We start from the raw sequence: 4105 nt of genomic DNA on the forward strand, positions 1-4105 counted from the left end.
TGGCCGGTCAACGGCTCGCTGATTGCCGGCTACAACGCGCCCCTCGGCGGCAAGCCGAACCAGGGCATCAACATCGCGGCCTCGGCCGGAACGCCGATCCACGCTGCCGGGGCTGGCGTCGTGGCCTATGCCGGCAACGAACTGCGCGGCTACGGCAATCTGGTGCTGATCCAGCATGGCGACGGGCTGGTCACCGCCTACGCCCATGCCGCGTCGCTGTCGGTGAAAAAGGGGGATTCGGTCACCGCCGGCCAGGCCATCGGCACCGTCGGCCAGACCGGCGCCGTGGACCAGCCGCAGCTGCATTTCGAGGTGCGCAAGAACAGCTCGCCGGTCGATCCGACCAAGTACCTGCCACCGGGCTGACGCCGGCGTGATCTGGAAGGCGGATGCGAAGGTGACCTGATCCCCTTTGGGTTGTCAGCCCGGACTTGATCCGGGCATCCAGAGGCTGTCGACATCTTCTGGATTGCCGGGTCAAGCCCGGCAATGACAGGAAAAGGGGTGCTGGAGGAAGCGCCTATCCCGCCGCGTCCAGCCGTTGGCCCAGGCGGCCGGCGAGGTCCTGGATGTACTGCCAGGCGACGCGGCCGGAGCGGGAGCCGCGGGTGATGGTCCATTCCAGCGCCTCGGCGCGCAGCGTCTCCGGCGCCACCTTCAGGCCGAAGGCGGCGGCATAGCCCTCGACCATCTCCATGTAGGTGTCCTGGTTGCAGCCGTGGAAGCCGAGCCACAGGCCGAAGCGGTCGGACAGCGACACCTTCTCCTCCACCGCCTCGCCGGCGATGATCGCGGTCGACCGCTCGTTCTCGATCATCTCGCGTGCCAGGATGTGCCGGCGGTTCGAGGTGGCGTAGAACACGACATTCTCGGGCCGGCCCTCGATGCCGCCCTCCAGGATCGCCTTCAGCGACTTGTAGCTGGCGTCCTGGCCGTCGAAGGACAGGTCGTCGCAGAACAGGATGAAGCGGCGGGCCGAGGCGCGCAGCAGCTGCAGCAGCCGGGGCAGGGAGCCGATGTCCTCGCGATGGATCTCGACCAGCGCCAGGATGCCGCCGGCCTCCTGGTTCACCGCCGCATGCACCGATTTGACCAGCGAGCTCTTGCCCATGCCGCGCGAGCCCCACAGCAGGGCGTTGTTGGCGGGCAGGCCCTGGGCGAAGCGGCGGGTGTTCTCCAGCAGCAGGTCGCGCTGCAGCATGATGCCCTGCAGCAGCCGCAACTCGACCCGGCTGACCGCCGGCACCGGCTGCAGCCGCCCATGCTCGGCATCCCAGGTGAAGGCGTCGGCGCTGGCCAGGTCGGTGGGGGCCGGAACCGGCGGCGACAGCCGGTCCAGCGCGTCGGCGATGCGGATCAGCTGGTGCAGAAATGTCGCGTCGAGGTCGCCCACCGGTCATTCTCCTTCGCTTCGAGCCCGGCGACCGTAACGATCGCTCGCCGTCGCTGTCGAGATCAACCGCCGCAACGCACCCTTGCCCAAGCGCGATGCGCGGCCTTCGGCCATGGCTGGACAAAGCGATGCGCGGCCTTCGGCCGCGTGGGGGGCCGGACCGGATTCCGTTGCAACCGTAGCTCCGGCCGCTATAGTCGCGCGCGTCTATTCAGGTGGAGTTGAGTGATGTTGATTTCCGAGGCCTATGCGCAGACGGCCGGGGGCGACGCGGCTGGCGGCCTGGGCGCGATCGTCCAATTCGCGCCGTTCATCCTCATCTTCGTCGTGTTCTACTTCCTGCTCATCCGGCCGCAGCAAAAGCGGGCGAAGGATCATCGCGACATGCTCACCGCGCTGCGCCGCGGCGACCGCGTGGTTACCGGCGGCGGCATCGTCGGTTCGGTGGTCAAGGTTGCCGATGACGAGCTGACGATCGAGATCGCCGAGAATGTCCGGGTCAAGGTGATCCGCAGCACCGTCACCACCGTCCTGGCCCGCACCGAGCCGGCCAAGAACGGCGGCTCCAAGAGCACGGATGCGGATGACGACACGCCGCCGGCCGCCAATGTGCCGGCCGTGGTCGAGAAGCCGAAGGGCTTCGGCCGCTTCCTGTCGCGCAAGTGATCTGAGCGGGGCGGGGCGAGATGGTCGAGATCTCCTCCGTCATTCCGCCCGGGCGGCGGATGATCGATGGCTATCCCCCGGGCGGGTTCCGCATTTCCGGTGGCCTCCACCACGGACCGATGCTGGTCTGGCCGGAAAGCGAAGCCCCCTGGGACATCGACCGGATCGAGAGCCTGACCCTGGCCCATCTCGACCAGGTGCGGCGGATCGATCCGCCGGTCGAGGTGCTGCTGATCGGCTGCGGGTCGCGCATGGTGCTGCTGCCCTCGGCGCTGCGGCGGCAGATCCGCGAGGCCGGGATCGGCATGGATGCGATGGACACCGGCGCTGCCTGCCGCACCTTCAATGTTCTGATCTCCGAAGGCCGGCGCGTCGCCGCGGCGATGATCCCGGTCTGACGGTTACGGCAAGACGTTCGGAGGAAGGCTCGCTTCAGCGGGCCTTTTTCACGTCCGGCTCTCATTTTGATGTCATTGCCCGGCTTGACCGGGCAATCCAGGGGCCACGAAGAGCCGCTCTTGCCGCCCCTGGATGCCACGGTCAAGCCGTGGCATGACAACCAAAATTATGCGTTCCCCAGCGTGACCAATGCTTTAATCTTAAAGCAGATCAACGGTGCCGGTCAGGCGCGCAGCAGGAGGGACCAGGGAATGAAGGCGATGACTCCGGGCATTACCGAGGCCGGCGACGGGCTCGACGGTATTTCCTGGTCCATCCTCGGCCAGATCTACGTGCCGAAGCAGATTTCCGAGGCCAGCTTCGCCTGGCATGCCACCTTCGGGGTCGGCACCTTCGTGCCGCCGCACATCCATCCGCTGCAGGACGAATTTCTCTACATCCTCGACGGCACGCTCGACTTCACGCTCGACGGCGCCGATGCGACTGCGACGGTCGGCGACCTCGTCCGCCTGCCCAAGGGCATCCCGCACGGCATCTTCAATAACAGCGGCGCGATCGCGAAGTCGCTGTTCTGGGTGGCGCCGACCGGCCGGCTGGTCGAACTGTTCCAGGGCCTGCACGACCTGCCGGAGCAGACGCCGGACGCCGTGGTGGCGCTGGCCGCGCAATACGATGTGAACTTCCTGCCGCCGCCGGCCTAGCCGGGCTTGGCCGGGTCGAAGCCGGCGACCGAGGCATAGCCGCGGACGATCGCTTGGCGCTGGTCGTGGGACAGGATGGCGTCGATGTCGTCGAAGCCGTCCGGCGCCAGTTGCTCGACGGCATCGATCACGCCCTCCGGGCCGCCGCCACGGTTGAGCCAGACGATTTCCGCGGTCTTCGGCCGCCGGTCGGCCTCGTAGCGGTCGAGGGCGGCCTCGACATCGGCGCTGTCCGCCAGGGCATCGGCCAAGGCGCGGGCGTCCAGGATGGCCTGCGACGCGCCGTTGGAGCCGACCGGGTACATCGGATGGGCGGCGTCACCCAGCAGCGTCACCCGGCCGTGGCGCCAGCGCGGCAGCGGGTCGCGGTCGCACATCGGGTACTCCCAGAACTCCGGCGTCGCCGCGACGATGGCGGAGAGGTCGGCCTCGGGCAGGGTGAACCGCGAGGCATGCGGCATCACATCGGCCAGCTGGCCCGGCCGCGACCAGTCCTCGCGCCGGGGCGGGGGCAGGCTGCGGTCACCGAGGCGGACGCAGACCACCCAATTGGTCAGCCGCGTCGCCGGCGTCTCGCCCGGTGCGATCGGGTACAGCACCACCTTCGCCGCCATGCCGCCGGCGACGATCATGCTGCGCCCGTCCATGAAGGCCGGCCAGTCGATGGCGCCGCGCCACATCATCATGCCGTTCCAGCGCGGCGGGCCCTGGTCCGGGTAAAGCGTGCCGCGGATCACGGAATGGATGCCGTCGGCGCCGATCAGCACATCGCCGCGCACCGATTCGACGGTGGCGCCGGCGCGATCGGCGAAATGGGCGGTGACGCCCTGGCCGTCCTGGTCGAAGCCCACCAGTCGCCGGCCCATCCGGACGGCGTCGCCCAGGCGCTCGCGCGCCGCCTGGTGCAGGGCGCCGTGCAGCCGGCCGCGATGGATCGAGAACTGCG

Annotated in this window: 6 protein-coding genes; 4 read left to right on the forward strand and 2 right to left on the reverse strand. The window is 68.7% G+C overall.

Features of this window, described 5'->3' with window-relative positions:
• A partial coding sequence (locus AC3XYG_RS13020) for a murein hydrolase activator EnvC family protein (protein ID WP_489140263.1) occupies nt 1-366 on the forward strand: 366 nt, incomplete at its 5' end.
• A gap of 154 nt (nt 367-520) precedes the next feature.
• Here the strand turns inward: AC3XYG_RS13020 and AC3XYG_RS13025 are convergent.
• The gene (locus tag AC3XYG_RS13025; protein WP_489140264.1) at nt 521-1393 is read right to left on the reverse strand and encodes an ATP-binding protein; all 873 of its coding nucleotides are present in this window, start codon (nt 1391-1393) and stop codon (nt 521-523) included.
• A 228-nt stretch (nt 1394-1621) separates the two neighbouring features.
• Between AC3XYG_RS13025 and yajC the strand changes: the two genes are divergently transcribed.
• The 3 genes from yajC to AC3XYG_RS13040 all read left to right on the forward strand — a co-directional run bounded on the left by yajC (nt 1622) and on the right by AC3XYG_RS13040 (nt 3159).
• A complete protein-coding gene (gene yajC / locus AC3XYG_RS13030; protein WP_489140265.1) occupies nt 1622-2059 on the forward strand; it encodes a preprotein translocase subunit YajC in 438 nt (145 codons plus the stop codon).
• 20 nt (nt 2060-2079) lie between these two features.
• Complete coding sequence (locus AC3XYG_RS13035; protein ID WP_489140266.1) at nt 2080-2457, forward strand: Mth938-like domain-containing protein; 378 nt, start codon at nt 2080-2082, stop codon at nt 2455-2457.
• A gap of 252 nt (nt 2458-2709) precedes the next feature.
• Complete coding sequence (locus AC3XYG_RS13040) at nt 2710-3159, forward strand: cupin domain-containing protein (protein ID WP_489140267.1); 450 nt, start codon at nt 2710-2712, stop codon at nt 3157-3159.
• Here the strand turns inward: AC3XYG_RS13040 and AC3XYG_RS13045 are convergent.
• The coding region (locus AC3XYG_RS13045; RefSeq protein WP_489140268.1) for an FAD-dependent monooxygenase at nt 3156-4105 on the reverse strand (950 nt) is incomplete at its 5' end. The two genes, AC3XYG_RS13040 and AC3XYG_RS13045, sit on opposite strands and share 4 nt — an antisense overlap.

The organism is Inquilinus sp. (genome assembly GCF_057815775.1).

What these genes read in the sequence shown, in the direction of transcription:
- yajC (WP_489140265.1), top strand. Translation starts at nt 1,622, where the DNA reads ATGTTGATTTCCGAGGCCTATGCGCAGACGGCCGGGGGCGACGCGGCT.
- AC3XYG_RS13035 (WP_489140266.1), top strand. Translation starts at nt 2,080, where the DNA reads ATGGTCGAGATCTCCTCCGTCATTCCGCCCGGGCGGCGGATGATCGAT.
- AC3XYG_RS13040 (WP_489140267.1), top strand. Translation starts at nt 2,710, where the DNA reads ATGAAGGCGATGACTCCGGGCATTACCGAGGCCGGCGACGGGCTCGAC.